Origin of the sequence: Streptomyces sp. NPDC020807, from assembly GCF_040641575.1 — a bacterium.
Classification (GTDB): domain Bacteria; phylum Actinomycetota; class Actinomycetes; order Streptomycetales; family Streptomycetaceae; genus Streptomyces.
Genome location: NZ_JBFADU010000017.1, coordinates 69,272 through 86,137, shown reverse-complemented (window position 1 = coordinate 86,137; position 16,866 = coordinate 69,272). Strand labels below are relative to the sequence as shown.

At 72.2% G+C, this 16,866-nt stretch carries 14 protein-coding genes and 1 pseudogene; 6 read left to right on the top strand and 9 right to left on the bottom strand.

Annotated features, from left to right (window positions below; genetic code table 11):
* Positions 1-28: 28 nt before the first annotated feature.
* A complete protein-coding gene (locus AB0G79_RS23350; RefSeq protein ID WP_360809414.1) occupies positions 29-2,398 on the top strand; it encodes a YfhO family protein in 2,370 nt (789 codons plus the stop codon).
* Between the two features lie 10 nt (positions 2,399-2,408).
* The gene (locus AB0G79_RS23345; RefSeq protein WP_360809412.1) at positions 2,409-2,786 is read left to right on the top strand and encodes a VOC family protein; all 378 of its coding nucleotides are present in this window, start codon (positions 2,409-2,411) and stop codon (positions 2,784-2,786) included.
* A gap of 68 nt (positions 2,787-2,854) precedes the next feature.
* Here AB0G79_RS23345 and AB0G79_RS23340 read toward each other — a convergent pair whose 3' ends face one another.
* The 6 genes from AB0G79_RS23340 to AB0G79_RS23315 form a co-directional block, all read right to left on the bottom strand.
* Positions 2,855-3,529: a GNAT family N-acetyltransferase gene (locus AB0G79_RS23340; RefSeq protein WP_360809410.1), complete on the bottom strand. Its 675-nt coding sequence runs from the start codon at positions 3,527-3,529 to the stop codon at positions 2,855-2,857.
* A gap of 40 nt (positions 3,530-3,569) precedes the next feature.
* On the bottom strand, positions 3,570-4,082 hold the full coding sequence (locus AB0G79_RS23335; RefSeq protein WP_360809408.1) for a GNAT family N-acetyltransferase: 513 nt from the start codon (positions 4,080-4,082) through the stop codon (positions 3,570-3,572).
* A 67-nt stretch (positions 4,083-4,149) separates the two neighbouring features.
* A complete protein-coding gene (locus tag AB0G79_RS23330; protein WP_360809406.1) occupies positions 4,150-4,542 on the bottom strand; it encodes a hypothetical protein in 393 nt (130 codons plus the stop codon).
* A gap of 125 nt (positions 4,543-4,667) precedes the next feature.
* Positions 4,668-6,266: a serine/threonine-protein kinase gene (locus tag AB0G79_RS23325; protein WP_360809403.1), complete on the bottom strand. Its 1,599-nt coding sequence runs from the start codon at positions 6,264-6,266 to the stop codon at positions 4,668-4,670.
* On the bottom strand, positions 6,263-6,880 hold the full coding sequence (locus AB0G79_RS23320; protein ID WP_360809401.1) for a hypothetical protein: 618 nt from the start codon (positions 6,878-6,880) through the stop codon (positions 6,263-6,265). Before AB0G79_RS23320 ends, AB0G79_RS23325 begins: the two co-directional genes overlap by 4 nt.
* Before the next feature lie 114 nt (positions 6,881-6,994).
* Complete coding sequence (locus tag AB0G79_RS23315) at positions 6,995-9,118, bottom strand: N-6 DNA methylase (RefSeq protein ID WP_360809548.1); 2,124 nt, start codon at positions 9,116-9,118, stop codon at positions 6,995-6,997.
* A 227-nt stretch (positions 9,119-9,345) separates the two neighbouring features.
* Between AB0G79_RS23315 and AB0G79_RS23310 the strand changes: the two genes are divergently transcribed.
* Positions 9,346-10,161, top strand: a complete 816-nt coding sequence (locus tag AB0G79_RS23310; RefSeq protein WP_360809399.1) for a DUF4352 domain-containing protein — start codon at positions 9,346-9,348, stop codon at positions 10,159-10,161.
* Between the two features lie 78 nt (positions 10,162-10,239).
* Here the strand turns inward: AB0G79_RS23310 and AB0G79_RS23305 are convergent, their stop codons facing one another.
* Complete coding sequence (locus tag AB0G79_RS23305) at positions 10,240-10,986, bottom strand: N-acetyltransferase (protein ID WP_360809546.1); 747 nt, start codon at positions 10,984-10,986, stop codon at positions 10,240-10,242.
* A 116-nt stretch (positions 10,987-11,102) separates the two neighbouring features.
* Positions 11,103-11,546: pseudogene (locus AB0G79_RS23300) on the bottom strand (HNH endonuclease family protein); the annotation flags it as partial.
* Between the two features lie 91 nt (positions 11,547-11,637).
* Between AB0G79_RS23300 and AB0G79_RS23295 the strand changes: the two are divergent.
* The 3 genes from AB0G79_RS23295 (at position 11,638) to AB0G79_RS23285 (ending at position 15,586) form a co-directional block, all read left to right on the top strand.
* Entirely contained in the window at positions 11,638-12,792 is a 1,155-nt protein-coding gene (locus AB0G79_RS23295; RefSeq protein ID WP_360809397.1) for a tyrosine-type recombinase/integrase, read from the top strand.
* 368 nt (positions 12,793-13,160) lie between these two features.
* Positions 13,161-14,990: a site-specific integrase gene (locus tag AB0G79_RS23290; RefSeq protein ID WP_360809395.1), complete on the top strand. Its 1,830-nt coding sequence runs from the start codon at positions 13,161-13,163 to the stop codon at positions 14,988-14,990.
* Positions 14,987-15,586, top strand: a complete 600-nt coding sequence (locus AB0G79_RS23285) for a DUF6262 family protein (protein WP_360809393.1) — start codon at positions 14,987-14,989, stop codon at positions 15,584-15,586. The genes AB0G79_RS23290 and AB0G79_RS23285 overlap by 4 nt, the downstream gene beginning before the upstream one ends.
* A 115-nt stretch (positions 15,587-15,701) precedes the next feature.
* Here the strand turns inward: AB0G79_RS23285 and AB0G79_RS23280 are convergent, their stop codons facing one another.
* Positions 15,702-16,829, bottom strand: coding sequence for a DUF6183 family protein (locus AB0G79_RS23280; protein WP_360809391.1), 1,128 nt, complete (start codon positions 16,827-16,829; stop codon positions 15,702-15,704).
* Positions 16,830-16,866 lie beyond the last annotated feature (37 nt).

The following is a 16,866-nucleotide window of genomic DNA, read 5'->3' as shown; positions in this document are numbered from 1 at the left end:
GGACGTTCGCTGCGATATTCGACCCGTCATGCCGAACACCAAGCGCTCGCACCTCCTGGCTTCCGCCCTGACCGTCGTCGCCGTCTGCGGCGGGGACGCCGTCGCCCGGGTCTTCCCCTTCGGGCCGCGGCGGCGGGCCGTCAACGACCTCGCCAACCAGTTCGTGCCCTTCCACGCGCACCTCTGGGACCTGCTGCGGGGCCGTGCCGACGGCGGGATGCTGCTCGACTGGCGGGCGGGCTGGGGCACGAGCTTCCTGCCCGACTACGGCACCTACCTGTCCAGCCCCTTCGCGCCGCTGGTCGCGCTCTTCCCGCGCGCGGACATCGAGTACGCGGTGTACGCGGTCACCGTCCTGAAGACGGCGGTCGCGGCGGCGGCGATGACGTTCCTGCTGCGGCGGACGGGTCCCGGCGGGGTGTGGTGGTGGGCGTCGGTGCTCGGCGCGGCGTACGCCCTGTGCGGGTGGTCGCTCGCGGAGGGCACGTACAACCCGATGTGGCTGGACGGCCTGATCGCCTTCCCCCTCCTCTGCCTGGTGGGCGAGTGGGTACGGGAGGGGCGGCGCCCGTTCCTGGGGCCGGTGGTGGTCGCCGTCTGCTGGGTGGCGAACTTCTACACGGCGTACATGGCGACGCTCGGCGCGGCGCTCGTGCTCGCGGCGCGGCTGGCCCCGGCCTTCTCGTGGCCGGTCGCCCGGCGGGTCGTGCTGCGCGCGGGGGTGACGACCGGCCTCGGCATCGGCCTCGCGGCCCCCGTCCTCCTCCCCGTCTTCCTCGGCTCGCGGTACGCGCACCCGGGCGTGGTCCGGGACTTCGACCCGGCGGCGGGGACGGACGTCCTGGCCCGGCTGCTCCCGGCGACGTACGGCTTCTCGACCCCGGCGGCGTTCGTGTGCACGGCGGTGCCGCTGCTCGCGGCGACGCTGCTGTTCCGCAGGGACGTGCCGGGGAGGGAGCGGTGGGTGTGGCCCGCCCTGTGCGCGGCGGTGGCGCTCTCGCTCCAGTGGACGCCGACGCACCTGGTGTGGCACGTCTTCGCGACGCCGAACGGCAGCCCGTACCGGCAGACCTTCGTCCTCGCGGGCGTCCTCGTCCTCACGGCGTGGACCGGCCTCGCGCACGGCCTCCCGGACCGGCGGGCGCTGCTCGGCGGGGCGGCGGTCGTGCTGGCGCTGACCGCGGGGGCGCTGCCGAGCGCGCTCCTCACCTCCTGGTCGCTGCTGCTCGCGGGCGCGGGCCTGGCGGCGGTGACGGGGGCGCTGCTGCTGCCGCGCCGGGGCCGGTACGGGCTGCTCGCCGCGCTCCTGGTGTCCGGGACGCTCGTCGGGCAGGCGGCGGCGACGGAGGCGTACGCGGACCGGGAGCGGCTGGTCCGGCTCGACGACTACCCGCCGCTCGGCCCGGCGGAGGAGCGGCGGGCGGCGGCCCTGGCGGCGGCGGACGGCTGGCCGGAGTACCGCACGGACTCCGGGCTGCCGCGCTTCGCGGGCAACGACCCGCTGCTGTTCGGCGGGCAGGGCGCCGCCTACTACAGCAGCCACACCCCGGCGGTCCTGACCGACACCCTGACCGCGCTCGGCGGCGGCTGGACCTCGCGGGGCCGGAACCTGCTGAGCCTGGACAACCCGGTGACGGACGCGCTGTTCGGGGTGGGGGCGCGGTGGCGCGACGGCGCGGTGGTCCGCACCGGCACGTACCTCCCACTGGTGACGGTACGGCCCCCGGGCCCGCTCCCGGCCTACGGCCCGTCCCCCTTCCGCAACCAGGAACTCCTCCTGGGGGCTCGGGTGTACGAGGCTCCGCGCGCGGGCGCGTGCCGGGCGGGCACGGAGGCGTTCGTGTGGGCGCCCGACGCGCGGGAGCTCCAGGGGGGCCGGCCGAGGCGCGGCGCGGCGATGACGTCCCTGGGCGACCGGCGGCCGCCGCCGGGCGCCGAGGTGGCCTGCCTGGACGGCGCACGCCTCCGCGCGGCGGTGGCGGCGCTGCGGTCCGGCGCGGCGACGGAGGTCCGCCCGACGGGGTCCGGCATCGAGGCGAGGGTCCCGGCGCGGACGGGCACGGTGGTCTTCGCGGCGCCGGCGATCGCGGGCTGGGACTGCGGGGAGCGTCCGACGCTCTCGTACGGCGGCCTGCTGGCCGTCCCGGCGGGCGAGGGCCGGGTGAGGTGCGCGTTCCGCCCCCCGGGCCTGACGGCGGGCCTGGCGCTCATGGCGGCGGCGGCCCTGCTCCTGACGGCCCGCCTGTCCGTGCCGCGCCCGCGCCCCGACTCCCGACCGCCGGGGACACGCCCGCGCCCCGACTCCCTTCCGCCGGGGACACGCCCGCGCTCCGAATCCCACCTGCCGGGGACACGCCTGCGCCCCAACTCCCGCCGCTCCGGCTCCCCTTCTCCGTAGACTCCGTCCCATGGCATGCCGCATCAGCGAACTCGTCCTGGACTGCGCCGACCCGGAGCGGCTCGCCGCGTTCTGGAGCGAGGTGCTCGGCTACGTGGAGCTGGAGAGGGAACCCGACGGCAGCATCGCGATCGGCCCCCCGGCCGAGGGCTCCGCCCTCCCGGCCCTGGTCCTCAGCCGGAGCACCGACCCGAAGCCCGCGAAGCTCCCCCTCCACCTCGACGTCAACGCCACCGACCGCGACCAGGAGGCCGAACTGACCCGCCTCCTGTCCCTCGGCGCCCGCAAGGCCGACGTCGGCCAGACGGGCAAGGAATCCTGGCACGTCCTCGCGGACCCGGAGGGCAACGTCTTCTGCCTGCTGCACTCCCGCCTGCGACCGCTGTAGTCACGACCGGCCGATCGCCTCGGTGACGGCCGTGCCGTCGAGGAATCGGAAGACGTAGACGCTGAAGCTCACCCGCGGGCCCCCGCCGCCGGGCCGAAGGTGTCGATGCCGAAGAAGGGTTCCGTGCCCTTCAGGCCCGTCGCCGTCACCGGTGGGTGGGCTTCGGGGGTCCAGTCCTCGTGGGAGAGGCGGAAGCGGAGGGATTCGACGACCTCGCCGTCGAGGACGTCGCGGGTGATGCCGTCGGGGCGGTAGCCGAGTTTGCGGGAGACGGCCACGGGGGCGTGGTTGTCGGCGAAGGACAGTGACGTCGCCGAGACCGTGCCGAGTTCGGCGAAGACCAGGTGGAGCATCGCGACGCGCATCTCGGTGCCGAGGCCCTTGCCGTGGTGGTCGCGGCCGAGCCAGGAGCCGGAGACGATCTCGCGGCGGACGCCGAAGTCCACGGCCCGTACGTCCTGGATGCCGACGGGTCGGCCGTCGTGGAAGGCGACGAGGTTCAGTTCCCAGTTCTGCGGGGTCCAGCGGCCGAGGCGGCTCCAGTGCAACTGGACCACGTGCCGGGCGCGCTCGGCCGGCGGGAGGTCCGTCCACGGCATCAGGAACCGCCGGGCGCCGGGCTCGTGGACGCCGCGCGCGGCGACGTCGGCCACCTCGGCGAGCTCGGCCTCGGTGGGGAGGCGGAGCTCCAGGCGGGGGGAGCGGACGCGGAGGGCCATGAGCGGCCAGTGGTCGGTGATCATGGGGGGAGTCTGGCGCCGCCCCTCCCCCGCCGCACCTCCATTAACCGCGCACGCGCAGCTCCCAGCGGACCTCCCCGTCCTCCACGAGGTCCGTGGGTGCGAGGCCCGCGGCGCGGGCGACGGCGGCGGAGGCCGTGTGGTCGGGGTGGACGTGGGCGAGCACGGTGCGGACGCCACGGGCGGTGAGGAGGTCCACGAGGGCCTTGGCCGCCTCCCGGGCCACTCCGCGGCCCTGCCAGGCCGTGCCGGTCACCCAGGCGACCTCGGCGACGCTTCCGCCCTCGGTGACGGTCGCCTGGACCGTTCCGGCGAGGCGGTCCTCGGCGCGGAGCCGTACGACCCAGTTGGCCCACTCCACGGCCGGGTCGGGCGAGCCGGCCGTCAGGCGTTCGTAGCGGGCGCGGAGTTCCGGCGGGGTGAGCGGGGCGCCGCCGATGAAGGCGTGCAGGGCGGGATCGGCGAGGACCTCCGCCATCTCCTCCGCGTGCGCCACGGCGAGCGGGACGAGGTCGAGGCGGTCGGTGCGGACGGTGGTGGCGATGGTCTCGGGCATCCCCGCACGATACGGGTACGCGAAAGGGCCGGAACTCCGTGGGTTCCGGCCCTCGTTCAGCGCCGCGTCACTTCGCGGGGACCTCTTCGAGGCAGAGGACGAACTTCATCGACTCGAGCTGCTGCGCGAGCGCGGAGACGTCGTCGCCGCACTTGTTCAGGTCGAAGGTGTCCTCGATGACCTTGACGACCTTGAAGGTGTCGGCCTTGCCCGCGCCGCAGTCGACGGTGGCGACGTCGGGGTCGTTGTCCGGGCCCGTGACCGTCACGCACTCGCCGGCCTCGGCGTGCACGGGGGCTTCGCCGGTGAGGTAGGGGACGCCGAACTTCCAGGCGAGGACGGCGACGATCGCGACGAGGACGCCGCCGACCTTCTTGAGGATCGCCGACTTCTTCGAGGGAGCGGCGGGGGCCTCGGTGGGCTGCTGCTCGGGGGTGAAGGGCGCGGGCGGCGTCGTCATTGGGGAGTCCTTGGGAGAGGGCGCGGGAGCGATCAGACGCGAACGTTACATGCACCAAAAGCGACAAAAAGGATCATGAAGATCCACTTCCGGATCAGATGCAGAGTCGTGATCCTGTCGCTCCGTCAGAACCGCTGCCCCAGCTGCCGCTGGTGCTCCAGCGCCCTGCGCAACTCCGCCGGAAGCGGGTGATACGGGCCGTACGCCCGCTCCGCGTCGAAGAGGAGGCGCTGGAGCTCCGCCTGTCCCGTCGCGTGCTCGCCCGTCGCCAGGTGGAGCAGTCCGATCCGGTGCCGGATGTCGAAGGCGCGCGCCGGGTCGGCACCCCGCTCGCAGTACGGCAGGACCGCGAGGAACGCGGCGAGCGCCGCCGCCGTCTCGCCGAGCTGCTCCAGGCAGACCGCCGCGTCGTACCGGAACTGGAGCGACTGCGCGTCCGCGGGGCCCGCCTCCGCCTCGCGGTCCGCCGCGAGGCGGCGCAGCTCCGGCAGCGCGCGCCGGTACTGACCGTCGTTCATCAGCGTCGACGCGAACTGCTTGCGCAGGATGCGGACGACCGGCGACCCCTCGCCGTGCTCGGCCGCCGCCGCGGGCAGGATGCCGCCGAGGACGTCCACCGCCCGGGTGACCGAGCCCTCCGCGAGCAGCCGCTTGACCTCGTCGACCGCGCCGGCGACGTCCGCCCTGGGGACGGAGGCGGCCGGCGCGGAGGGGGACGTGACGGCCGCGGGAGCCGCGGCGGGCGCGGTGGGGGCGGCGTACGCGCGCGGGTCCACCGGGGCGGACGGCTGCTGCGGCACCACCACCGCCTGGACCCGCTCCGGCCACGGCGCGTGCGGCCGCAGGAACGGACGGGTCGGGTCCATCGGGCCCGCCGGCGCGCCGCGCGCGGGGAGCAGCGGCAGCAGGTGCTCGTACACCTCCTGCGCCCCGGAGGGCCGCGCGCGCGGGTCCTTCGCGAGCAGCCACAGGACGAGCGCCTCAAGCGCCTCGGGAACCTCGGGGCGCGTCTGGCGGATCGGTGCGACCTGCTCGTACAGGTGCCGGTGGAGCACGCCGAGCGCGGTCGATCCGGAGAACGGCACGTCCCCGCTGAGGAGTTCGTGGAGCAGGATCCCGAGCGCGTACAGGTCGGTGTACGGGCCGACGGCGCCGCCCATCGCCTGCTCGGGCGCCATGTACGCGGGGCTGCCGATGGGCGAGCCGGTCTGGGTGAGGCGCGTGGTGTCCGTGTCGAGGACGGAGGCGACGCCGAGGTCGAGGACGGTGACCGTGCCGTCGGGGCGGATCATCACGTTCCGCGGCTTGAGGTCGCGGTGGACGATCGGCACGGCGTGGACGGCGGCGAGGACCGCGCAGAGCTGGGCGGCGACGCAGACCGCCCACTCCCAGGGATACGGGTCGTTCTCGGCGAGGTGGTCGGCGAGGTCGGCGCCCTGCACGTACTGCATGACGAGGTAGAGGTCCTCGCCGTCGCTGCCCGCGTCGTGGACGGTCACCAGGCCCGGGTGGTCGACCTGCGCCGTGACCCGGCACTCGCGCACGAACCGGCGGCGCAGCTCGTCGGCGGCGGTCGCGGGCCCGGTCATGGCGGCGGGCCTGAGCAGCTTCACGGCGACCCGGCGGTCGAGCCGTCCGTCGTACGCCGTCCAGACCTGGCCCATGCCGCCCTGGCCGACGAGGGCGGAGAGCTCGTAACGCCCCCCGATGACGCGACCGTTCACCGGCCGTCGCCGCCTTCCCGGCCGTCCTTGCGGAGGAGGTCGCTGAGCTCGTCGAGCTCGGCGCGGACCTGGTCGAGGCGGGGCGCCGCCGCGCCGGGCTGCGGGACGGACTGCGGTACGGGCGGCGGGGCGGACTGATGCGGCGGCGGGCTCAGGTACGGGTTCGGGGTGGCCGCCCCCGCCGACGGGACCGTGACGCCGATGCCGCCCGGCCCGTACGCGTGGGACGGCGGCACGTGCGCGTGGAGTGCGCGGACGCGGTCGAAGTGCCGGATCTCGCCGACCAGGTAGTACGTCACGGAGCCCGCGCCGAGGGCGAGGATCGCGCCGACCCCGAGGAAGCCCTCCAGGTCGCTCACCTCCTCCTTCTCGTTCCCCGTGATCCCGAGGTACACGAAGAGGGCGAGCGAGGCGACGACGGCGGCCCCGAAGAGCCACCAGTCCCGCGCCCTGCGGGTGAGCACGGCGAGGCGCAGCAGCGGCGCCCCCGCGAGGAAGCCGCAGCTGAGCAGCGGAAGCGCGACGAAGAGCACGCGCAGCGCGATCTGGCCGCCGGACGTGCCGGTGGCGGGGGTCGGCGGCGGCGTCTGCGGGGCCTGATGGGGGCCGTACATCTCGGCTGCTCCTGCTCGGACGGATCGACGTGCGCCGGGACGGATCGGCGTGCGTCTGTGCGGAGTCGAGCGTATACACCGTCGCCGACAACGGATCCGGGTTGGACCGAACCGTTACGGCGCCACCGTGCCGTTCGCGAGGCCGTCGTGCAGGCCCTGCACGAGCTGCTCGCCGAGCCGGGAGGCCAGGCGGAGCGTCTCCTCGAACTCGGCGAGGGCCCGGAACCGCTCGCCGAAGCGGCGCTGCTCGCGCAGCGGGAGGCGCGGCAGCTGGAGCCGTCGTACGTCGAGTCGGGTCGCGGTGGAGGCGTAGCTGCTGGCCTGCCGGGTGTTGGCGGTGGCGCGCAGGAACCCGGCGAGGAACCAGGGGTCGAGCGCGGCCGGGTCGGGGCGCAGGAGCTGGAGGTTGCGGCCGAGGGCCGCGCCGGCGGCCGTCGCGTCGACGACGCGGACGGCCGCGCCGCCGCCGAGGACGGGGACGACGACGTCTCCGGGGGCGAGGAGGACGGGCGGCTCGGGCGGGCCGTCGGGGAGGGTGCCGGAGGGCGGCTGGGCGGCGAGGACGTCGTGGTCGGTGAGGACCGGGACCGGGGTGCCGGCGGGGGCCGTGCCCGTACCGCCCGCGTGGAGGGTGAGGGCGCCCGCGCGCGCGAGCTCGCCGACGGTGGTCGTGCCCGCGCTGGCGAGTCCGCCGGTGAACTCGCCGGTGGCGGCGGTGCCGGGGTCGTTCACGGGCGGCGGGGTCAGCGCGCGCGTGCGGTGCAGGGTCTCGGCGAGGCGCTCGCGGACGGCGGCGAGCTGGGTGGCGCCCACGGCGGTGGCGGAGGGCGGGAGGTGGCGGGCGGGGGCGAGGTCGACGTCGTCGTCGAGGAGTTCGACGACGGGGACGGAGCGGCTCCGGCCGGGGGTCGCGGCGAGGGTCCCGTCCCGGTCGAAGGCCGTCCAGGCGTCGAGGGCGGCGGTGTGGACGGCCGGCCAGTCGAGCCGGTCGCGGCCGCCGCGCTCGGGGTGGTCGGGGTGGTCGGCGCGGTCGTACGCGGTGTCGACGAGGAGCAGTTCGGCGGCGGCGCGGTCGCCCGGGACGGGTCGGCGCAGGACCCAGAGGTGGAGCGGGATGCCGTACGGGGGCGCGGCGCCGGCCGGGAGGGCGACGACCGCGCGGAGGGCGCCCCTGCGGAGCAGGTCGGCGCGGATGCGGCGGCCGGAGCGGCGGGAGGCGGCGGCGGGCGGCATGAGGAGGACGGCGGTGCCGCCGGGGCGGAGGCGGGCCAGGGCGTGCTGCACCCAGGCGAGTTCGGACTCCGTGCGGGCCGGGAAGCCGTACTCCCAGCGCGGGTCGTAGGCCAGTTCCTCGTGGCCCCAGTTGCGCTCGTTGAACGGCGGGTGGCAGAGGACGGCGTCGGCGGCGAGGGTGGGGAAGGCGTCGGCGCGCAGGCTGTCGCCGAAGCGGACGCGGATGTCGGCGTCCGTCGCGAGGGCCAGGCGGAGCGCGGTGAGCGCGGCGAGGTCGTGGTCGGCGTCCTGGCCGCAGATCGCGCCGGGCCGCTCGACGGCGCTGAGCAGGCCGCCGGTGCCGGAGGCCGGGTCGAGGACGGTGAGGGGCCCTCCTGCTCCGGTGCCGGTGCCGGTGCCGGTCCCGTCGCCGGGGGCGCCCTGGGCGACGGTCGCGAGCGCGGCCATGAGGGCGGCGGGTCCCGGCGGGGTCAGCGTGTACTGCCGGGGGTTGGCGTCGAGGTGACGGCCGAGGAGGAACTCGAAGGCCGGGCGGGCGCCGCCCATCTCGGCGGCCAGCTCGGCGGCCCCGCGCAGGAGGGGGACGGAGGCGCCCAGTTCGGTGGCGGCGGGGGTGCGGACGGCCCGGACGGGGCCGAGGCGCTGGGTCAGGGTCTCGTCGAGGGCGACCGGCAGGATCTCCTGGAGCCGCGCGTCGGGAAGCGCGGCGAGCGCCGGCCAGGCCGCCGACCTCTCCCGTACGAGGAGGAGGGCGGAGCCCGCGTGGACGAGGGCGGTGACGGCCCCGGCGGGGTGGCCCGCGATCTGCTGCCAGACGCGCTCGCGGAGCGGGACCTCGGCCAGTTTGCCCTGGTCGCGGAGCCACTGCTCGATCTCGGCGAGGGAGAAGGAGGGGCTGGTCTCCGTGCCGCCGACGGGCTTGGGGAAGTCGGGGTGGCGGCGGCGCCAGTTGCTGACGGCGGCACGGCCGACCCCCGCGAGCCGGGCGATCCCGGCGGCGGTCACCTCGGCGGCCGCTCCTGCTGCGCTCTCGCTCTCCGGCACCTGGACTCATCTCCCCTGATCTGACGTGCACTCCCTCGTGTGACACCGATCTTACTGACGAACGCCGATCCCGACACTTCACAGCGTGAGCGCATCCATTTTCCGTGAACCGTGTTGACTCGGTTCACAAGCTCTGCTGTGATTGACCCATCGCTTCAGACGGCTTCTTCGTCCGGGAGGACACACCCATGTCGTACGACACGCAGGTTCCGGCGGCCCCGCAGCGGGTCATGCGCAACGGCCTCGGCACCGCGGCCCTGATCCTCGGCATCATCGGCGCGCTCTCCGGACTCATCCCGCTGCTCTTCTGGCTGGCCGGCACGCTCGGCCTCATCGCCCTGATCCTCGGCCTGGTCGGCAAGGGCCGGGTGAAGCGCGGCGAGGCGAACAACAAGGGCGTGACGCTCACCGGTGCGGTCCTCGGCCTCGTCTCCCTGATCCTCGCGACGGTCGGCCTGGTCATCACGGTCACCGCCGTCAGCGACGCGGTGGAGGAGATCGACAAGGCCGTCCAGAGCGCGGCCCCGAAGGAGCCGTCGGCGAAGGCCGAGGCCCCGGCCTCGGAGGCTCCGGCCTCCGACGCCCCCGCCGCCGACGACAAGGCCAAGGGCAAGGGCCTCGCGGACGGCGACAGCTCGGTCTACGACGACAAGCTGAAGGTCACCGTCTCGGACCCGAAGCCGTACACGGCCGGCGAGTACGCGGTCGGCCACACCAAGGGCAACCAGGCCTACAAGGTCACGGTCGTCATCGAGAACGGCGGCACGGAGAAGTTCGACACCACCCTCACCTCGATGACCGCACGTGCCGGCGCGGAGGGCGTCGAGGCCGAGCAGATCTTCGACGAGGGCGTCGGCTCCGCCTTCGAGGGCGACATCCTCCCCGGCAAGAAGGCCACCCTCACGGTCGCCTTCGACGCCCCCAAGGGCACCAAGGACCTGACGGTCGAGGTCTCCCCGGGTCTGGACTACGACGCCTCGCAGTGGGAGCTGAAGATCGGCTGACACCGGCCGGACACCCGCACATGAGAAGAGGGGCCCTTCGGGGCCCCTCTTCTCGTTCCGCCGTCACCGCCGTACGGCTCAGAGGCGGTGCCGCACCCACACGTTGGGCTCGACGTAGACCGCGTACCCGCGCGAGGCGACGCAGTGGACCGGGACGAGGGCGCTCTCGACCAGGACCGGACCGTCCGTGTCGAACGGCAGCCCCGTCCACTTCCGCCACTGCTCGACGGAGCCGGAGACCGTCATCGACGCCGGGGCGACGGCCTCGACGACACCGCCCGCCCGGACGTGGACGCGCAGCCACGGGTCGACGGGCAGGCCGTCGGACTCGCGGGTGCGGAACGCGTACTCGTGGATGGAGGACTCGGCCTCCAGGTGCTTGCCGTTGGGCCGGACCGGGGCGACGAGCTCCCCGAACCCGCGCGCCTTCGCGTTCTCCCGCATCGCCGCGAGCATGAGGTGCGAGACGCCCTTGCCGAGCGCGCTCGTGTCGACCGTGATCTCGATCGCGCTGACCGTGTCGGTCTCGCGCCCGGCCCGCAGGTCGGAGAAGGCCCACAGGAGCACCTCGTCCCACCCGCGCGGCGGCAGCTCGCGGCGGCCGTCCATGTCGAGCCGGAAGGGGACGCTGAACCCGCGCGCGACGACCTTGCCCTCGGCGTCGGTGGCCACGATCACGTACTCCGGAAGCTCGCCCACGATGCGGCCGATGTTCGCCCAGCCGACGGGGTCGTGGGCCATGAACTCGGGCCAGAGGTCGAGCATGTCCCAGAGCGGCCCCTTCAGCTCGGGTCGCTCGGCGAGGGTGGTGATGCGCAGGTTCAGGTCGTTCGCGTCCATGTCGGGCAGGATAAAGATGATCTTCCGGACGTCCTAACGATTTACGGGAGGACTTGCGGGAGGGCCCGCCGGAGGGCCTACGGGAGGGCCCGCCGGAGGGCCTACGGGAGCTTCTGCTCCGGGCAGCGCTCCAGGACGCGCGTCATCGCGTCCTTCTCGCCCTTGGTCACCCACACCCCGTACTTCTTCTTCACCGCGATCTGCCGGGCCACGTACGTGCAGCGGTAGGACCTGTTCGGCGGCAGCCAGGTCGCCGCGTCGCCGTCGGACTTGCGGCGGTTGGTCGAGGCGTCGACGGCGAGGAGGTTGAGCGGGTCGTTCGCGAAACGGCGCCGGGTGTCGGCGTCCCACTTCTGCGCGCCCTTCTGCCAGGCGTCGGAGAGCGCGACGACGTGGTCGATGTCGACCTTGCTGCGACCGCGGACGTAGTCGACGTCGGTCCCGGTGTACGGGTCGTCGGTGAGCGTGCCGGAGGCGACCTTGCAGCGGCGGTCGTCGGTGAACCGGACGCCGGTGAGGTCCCGCTTGAGTATGTCGTCGCGGGTTATCTGCACGCCCTTCTTCCTTGTGAGAGACGTGAGTGACAGCCGTGTCCTCCCTTTGTGTCTCGCCGTTATCAGTCACGCCAAGAGGCACATGAGCGACATGCTCGGACAAGGGAGGGACTCAGCGATGCTGTGCACGGAGAAGGCTGTCTCACCCACCACGGGAGAGGTCACCTGGTTACTCGTCGACGAGGAGACGTACCGGCCTCATCCCGAGGCGCGGGAGTTCTCGCTCTACCTGCGGGGCGCCGGGCGCTCACCGCAGACGCAGCGCGCCTACATTCCTCGGGTCGGGCGCTTCCTCAACTGGTGTGCCAAGCGGGGCACCGACTGGAAAACCGCCGGCCTCGGGGACATGACGAGATTCAAGTTCCATATCGAGCGAACACCCATCCGGAAGGGGCAGTTGCCCTCGGGAAAGACAGTCAACGCCGTTCTCACCGCTGTCTGCGAGTTCCTACGGTTCTGCGCCGTCCAGGGGCATGTGGAGCATGAAGTCGCCGCACGCCTGAGTGAGCCACGTTTCCTGACCTCGCCGCCGAGCGGCTTCGACCCGGGGGAAGGCGGCCAGCACCTCATGATCAAGGCTCGCGTCCTGAAGGCGCCGGAGATCGAAACAGGACTCGCAATTCTCACCCATCCCCAGGTCAGGGAGGTGCTGGAGACGGCCCGTTCAGCCCGGGATCGGCTGCTCCTGACGGTGCTCGTGGAAGGGGGACTGCGGATCGGCGAGGCTCTCGGACTGCGTCGGGAGGACATGCACCTGCTGCCCGACTCGATGCATCTGGGCTGCCGTACGCGAGGCGCCCATCTCCATGTCCGCCCCAGGCAGGACAACGTGAACGGCGCACGAGCGAAGGCAGGCCGCCATCGGGTGGTGCCACTGGCTGAAGGTGCCGTGCACAGGTACCGCGACCATCTTTCGGAGCGGGAGAACGTGCCCGAAGCCGTCACTTGCGACTACGTGTTCGTCAACCTCGTCGGCGCGTACGCGGGCAGGCCGATGACGTACTCCAACGCCAAGCAGATCGTCGAGCGGATCGGGAAGCGCTGCGGCTTCCTCGCCCGTCCGCACATGATGCGGCACACCGCAGCAACGCGATGGATTCGCAGCGGAGTCTCACCGGACGTCGTCCAGACCCTGCTGGGCCATGCCTCATCCGCGAGCACCGCTGTCTATCTGCACGCCCAGGACGAGGAACTCCGAGCTGCTGTCGAGCGTGTCTCGCCGGAGGTAATCCGATGAGGCAGGGGGCCGACTCGGCTGTCGTCGCACTGCCACTCCAGGCGGACACGTCTTGGGCTTCGTGGCTCGCGGAACGCCTGGTGTCCGGGTGGCGAGCGGCCGAGTGGGACGAGGGCGCACTGCTGTTCACCGCAGCCCCGGGCAACCCCGCGACCAGCGTGTTCATCTGCAGGGTGGCAGCGTGCTCCACACACGTTGCCCACAACGGCGGCCGCTGCAGCGCCTGCCGCAGAGCACGCTGGTCGCGTGGCAACCCGTCCGACTTCGACGTAACCTACGTACCCGATACGGCGCGCCGTCGCCCCAATATCTCGACTGGGTCCCTTCCTGGAGTTTCCCAGTTCTCGCTCAGCGACGTCTCCTCGGCAGTGCGGCGAGAGATCCAGTACGGAATCCAGGAGCGCGACGCCGCGGGGATCAACCTCGTGCCCCAGCGCGTCCGTCGTATGGTCGCCGCTCTTCCCGCCCCATTGCCGACGCTCCTGGATCTCGACGAGTCGTTCGTGCGAGAGCTGCCGGCGGAACTCGCGGGGATGCTGAACGGGATCCTCCAACACGTCCGACGTGCGCGCTTGGAGTACGAGGGCACCGATCCGACATCGGGAGACGTCTGGGAATGCTCCCTTGTGGGACTCGCCGCCGGTCCAGGGCGGAAATATACGGCCATGCACGGTGTCATCGACTTCCGCCCGGTCCGCCAGGCGTGGTTGCGTGAACTGCTGAAGGAGTACGGCCGTGCGGTACGCCCCAATGTCATCGAGTTCCGCCAAACCGTGTACGCCGCGACACTCGCCTCAGCCGCCCTGACCGATCGCCCCCACGGTGATGCACCTGAGCGGTTGTCGATGGCGGACATGAGCGCCGTGGTGGATGCGTTCCGGATCGCCAAGCGTCCGGAGAACGGTCAGGACTACTCGGCGAGCCACCGGCGCGCACTGCTGCGCCTATGGCGAGCGTTCCTCGAGTACGTACGACAGGCCGGGCTGATGGACCACATCCCCGGCGGCTTCGCGCTGAACCCGAAATTCCACACCATCGCTGCGGTCGATGTCTCCGAGGACGAGATCGGCCGTGCCATCCCGGAACATGTCATCTCGCAGCTTGATGCTCACGTCGAACTGCTCGGCACATCGACAGCGTACGAAAGCGGCGGCTGGACTGCCGCGGACTTCGCGCGGATGTACCAGGTTGCCTACAAGGTTATTCGGGACACCGGTCGGCGCCCTGGCGAGGTCACCAGCCTGCGCCGCGACTGTCTGCAATGGATCGACGGCAAACCGACTCTGATCTACGACAACCACAAGCGGCGCCGACACGGCCGCCGCTTGCCCATCACCGAGGCGACCGCCCAGGAGATCGAGTCCTGGCAGAAGGCTCTTCAGGGCCTGCCACCGGTACCTGCGTGCGAGCAATGGCTTTTCCCGTCACCAGGTCAGCGCAACCGGCCCCGGCGTGGTCACCTCACCCCGGCGCAGTTCTGCAACAGGATCTTCCGCGCCTGGGTCGACGAGGTCATTCCCACGCTAGTCGACGAGCGCCTCGGCGACGACGGTGAGCCTCTCCCCTACGACCGCGCCCAGATCGTCCCGTACGGATTCCGGCACGCCTACGCCCAACGCCACGCGGACGCGGGTACTCGACCCGATGTCCTCCGGGAGCTCATGGATCACCGGTCGCTGGACGTCACCATGGGGTACTACAAGGTCTCCCTCAGCCGGAAACAGGAAGCCGTACGCACGGTCGCGGCGCTCGCCGTCGACCGGCACGGGGAATCCCGTGGCTTCAGCGACCCGCTGGCCTACGAGGTGGAGAGCGTCGGGGTTCCGTACGGCGGCTGTACCGAGCCGAGCAATGTCAAGGCCGGGGGAGGGCACTGCCGCATCCGTTTCCAGTGCGCCGGATGCGATTTCTACCGGCCCGATCCCTCCTACTTGCCGGCCCTGGAACAGCAGATCGCGGACCTGCGGGCCGACAAGGAGGCCGCCCTGGCGATGGAGGCCGCGGACTGGGTCGTTCGCAATCTCGACGACCAGATCCGCGCGTACTCGAAGTCGGCCGACGAGATGCGGAGGAAGCTCGACGCGCTGCCCGCCGAGGAGCGCGCGGTTGTCGAATCCGCCTCGCGCGAGCTGCGCAAGGCCCGCTCCGCAGCGGCCTTCGTCCCCTTGCAGGCACTGACGACACGGAGCCCCGAATGAAAAGTCCCGCCGCTTCCGGAAGCAATGACCGGAACTCACGGGTCGAGCGCCTGCGCGCCAGCCGTGCCAAGGACAGCGAGGACAAGACCAAGCGCGCGCTCGATGCAGTGGACGTGCTTCTCCGCTCGGGACGACGCATCACCGTCAGCCAGGTGGCGCGGGACGCGGAGGTGTCCACGTGGTTCGTCTACAACCAGCCCCAGGTGCACCAGGCCGTTCAGGACGGCATCACCGCCCAGCGAGAGCAGGTACGTCACGTCTCCCCCAGCGCGGAAGCACAGCGGGTGTCCCCTGCCGGGCTGCGGACGGATCTCGCCCTGGCACGCGAAGAGATCAAGGACCTCAAGAAGGAACGCGATCGGCTCCGGAACCGGGTCCGGCTGTCTCTCGGTACCGAGCTGGACGGCGTGAACCACAGCGAGCTGATCCAACGGGTGCAGCAGTTGGAGCAGCGGAACACCGATCTGGACAAGGAGCTGTCCGTGGCCAGGGATCGGGTCACCTCCCTTGAGGAGAGGCTGCGTGAGACAGAAGACGATCTAACCGCCGCTCGGGCCGGGCTCCGCCGTGCGATGCGGGCCGTTCCGTCTCCGTAGCCTCCCTGGTGTGCCGCCAAGCTCGTGGCTGTCCGACTCCCGTGCCGTCTGCCGGACAGCGCGAGGGACATCGGCAAGGGAGTCGGGCTTCCGCGTTGGACGGTCCCGATCATGTTCAATCGGTGTCCGTGGCGGCAAGCACCGACAGCCGTCGGTGTTCCGGGGAGACCGCGACCAAGCCGATGTCCCAGGCCACGCGCTCGAACCACTTCGTACCGGCGCTGAAGCCGTACCAGGCGCACTCCCGTACACGTGCCTCGACATCCTCCGCGGTGGCGGCCTCCGCAGCCCCGGTGAGGCCGGCCAGGGACTGCCACACGGCCAGACGGCCGTAGGCCCCGCGGGCGCCGGAGTTGTAGGCCCCGCCCGTGGACGCGGCGGCAAAGAGCACCCGCCAGGCCCGGTCCGGCGGACAGGCCGCGACCGAGAAGGAGGTCTTCCTCCCCGCACCCTTCAGGGACTCCAGCCCCAGCCCCAGCAACGCGCGCGGTACCGACTCAGCTTCCAGAGGACCTGCCAGTTCGAAGACTCGCGCCTCAACCCGGCCGTTCGACTCGTCAACCCAGTTCGCCACAGCTGCCCCGATGCCCTTGGCCGCGGTTTCGGTCGTCGTCTCCTGAGCCGATGGAACGTGCACTTCGGCGACGACTGCCACGTTGCGGTCCTCTGGTGGGCCGAACGGCATCGAGTAGCTGCTGCCCTGTGCGTTGTATCTCGGCAGATCCGGCTGCCCTTCCACCTCGGACAATGCCAACGGCAGCCATCCCAGTGGATGTCGCCTCCAGTGCGCCGATGTCGCCCACCCGGCGATCCCCGGCGTTTCCGTGACGTCGGCGCCCCTGAGCACCAGTTCATGTACCAGACAGGCACGAAGCTCCTCCGAGGCGTGCCCGGTAAACGCATAGGCCAGTTCCTCTGCCGGGTGGCTGGAGGCCAGCAAGGACGCCGCGTAGCGGTCCAGCTTCCTGTCGGCGGTCTGCGCCGACGAGACCAGCCGCAGCGCCTGGGGGACATTCCCAGGGCCGGGCGTGGTGGCCAGCAGCCGGAGCAGGTGATCGAAGACGCTCCCGTACTGCCAGATCGGCCTGGAGTCGGAACCGTACGTCCCGGCGAGCGCGATGCCGAGGTCCGCGAGGAAGGAGGCGTCCCCCTGCGCGAGACGACGTTCGGCCACCTTCCATATGTTGGTGACGCTCTTCAGACCCGGCAGCATCGTCACGATCTTCTGTATGCGATCAACCACGGTTTGGAGGGTACGCGTCCGGCGTCCCCAAGCCGAG

What these genes read in the sequence shown, in the direction of transcription:
- AB0G79_RS23285 (WP_360809393.1), top strand. Translation starts at nt 14,987, where the DNA reads ATGAAAAGTCCCGCCGCTTCCGGAAGCAATGACCGGAACTCACGGGTC.
- AB0G79_RS23310 (WP_360809399.1), top strand. Translation starts at nt 9,346, where the DNA reads ATGTCGTACGACACGCAGGTTCCGGCGGCCCCGCAGCGGGTCATGCGC.
- AB0G79_RS23320 (WP_360809401.1), bottom strand. Translation starts at nt 6,880, where the DNA reads ATGTACGGCCCCCATCAGGCCCCGCAGACGCCGCCGCCGACCCCCGCC.
- AB0G79_RS23350 (WP_360809414.1), top strand. Translation starts at nt 29, where the DNA reads ATGCCGAACACCAAGCGCTCGCACCTCCTGGCTTCCGCCCTGACCGTC.
- AB0G79_RS23330 (WP_360809406.1), bottom strand. Translation starts at nt 4,542, where the DNA reads ATGACGACGCCGCCCGCGCCCTTCACCCCCGAGCAGCAGCCCACCGAG.
- AB0G79_RS23345 (WP_360809412.1), top strand. Translation starts at nt 2,409, where the DNA reads ATGGCATGCCGCATCAGCGAACTCGTCCTGGACTGCGCCGACCCGGAG.
- AB0G79_RS23295 (WP_360809397.1), top strand. Translation starts at nt 11,638, where the DNA reads ATGAGCGACATGCTCGGACAAGGGAGGGACTCAGCGATGCTGTGCACG.
- AB0G79_RS23340 (WP_360809410.1), bottom strand. Translation starts at nt 3,529, where the DNA reads ATGATCACCGACCACTGGCCGCTCATGGCCCTCCGCGTCCGCTCCCCC.
- AB0G79_RS23335 (WP_360809408.1), bottom strand. Translation starts at nt 4,082, where the DNA reads ATGCCCGAGACCATCGCCACCACCGTCCGCACCGACCGCCTCGACCTC.